This is a genomic window from Paenibacillus sp. FSL R5-0475, assembly GCF_038004585.1.
Classification (GTDB): Bacteria; Bacillota; Bacilli; order Paenibacillales; family Paenibacillaceae; genus Paenibacillus_AQ.
In genome coordinates this window covers 1-1,162 of sequence record NZ_JBBORK010000006.1, presented here as the reverse complement: position 1 = coordinate 1,162, position 1,162 = coordinate 1, and the positions used below count along the sequence as shown (strand labels likewise).

The window sequence follows — 1,162 nt, the reverse complement described above, 5'->3', positions numbered from 1 at the left end:
TAACCACCGTGCTAGGTCTCCACTTCGGTACATCTTTTCCCCAGGTTTAAACGGGTTCGCAATGAATCTATTTCTGGTAAGCTCTTCGCGATTCAAATAGCCACGAGCAATCCCTTTTCCTCCAATAAAAAGCTCTCCAATTACACCTAAAGGCACAGGCTTTTGCTGCTCATCGAGTATGTACGTTGTGGTTGTGGGAATAGGATGACCGATATTACTTTTCTCACCTTCAATATCCCCTTCAGTTACTTCCCTATAGGTCGCATGAACCGTTACCTCTGTGATCCCGTACATGTTAATTAATTTTGTATGCGGATATGCTTTTTTCACTTTATGCAATTTCATTGGACTTAGGGCTTCTCCCCCAAAAATGATATAGCGTAGTGCCAAATCATTTCCAATGAACTTGCTTCCCTCCTGCATAAGGGCATAAAATGCTGTCGGTGTTTGATTCAAAACTGTTACTTTCTCTTGCAATAATAAATCTGTCAACGCCTCTGGAGATTGAGCAATAAACTTCGGTACGATTACAAGTTTTCCCCCATACAGTAAGGCACCGTACATCTCCCAAACAGAAAAGTCGAAGCAATAAGAGTGGAACATTGTCCAGACATCATTCGCATTAAAGTCAAATTCCATTTCGTCATTTAGAAGTAAACGAATGACATTTTCGTGTTCGATAACAACCCCTTTAGGTAAACCTGTAGTACCTGAAGTGTATATGATGTATGCAGCATCTTGCAGGCTATTTATATTCTCTAAATTCGTTATCTCTTCTTCCGATATGACATCCAGTTCCTCTGAGAGATTGAATGTTACTCCGCTAAATGTAGTACTAGCAGCATATTCACCTGTTGTAATTAAAAATGAAACCTTGCTATCTTCGAAAATGTATTCTACTCTTTCCGCCGGATAATCTGGATCAATTGGAAGATATGTTCCTCCTGCTTTGAGAACGGCTAATATACTAATAATTGTTTCAACCGATCGATCTAGTAGTAATGCAACAATAGATTCTTGTTTAACTCCACGAGATCTTATCGTTCTTGCTAATTGGTTAGCGCGCTCATTTAATTGACGATATGTCAGCCGTCTCTCTTTATCCACAACTGCCATATTCTCTGGTGTTTTTTGCGCTTGCTCCTCGAATAACTGATGTATG

At 39.8% G+C, this 1,162-nt stretch carries 1 protein-coding gene; it reads right to left on the bottom strand.

Annotation, left to right across the window (positions count from 1 at the left end; all coding sequences use genetic code 11):
- A partial coding sequence (locus MKX41_RS32255) for a non-ribosomal peptide synthetase (protein WP_340975167.1) occupies positions 1-1,161 on the bottom strand: 1,161 nt, incomplete at its 3' end.
- Position 1,162: the final 1 nt, after the last annotated feature.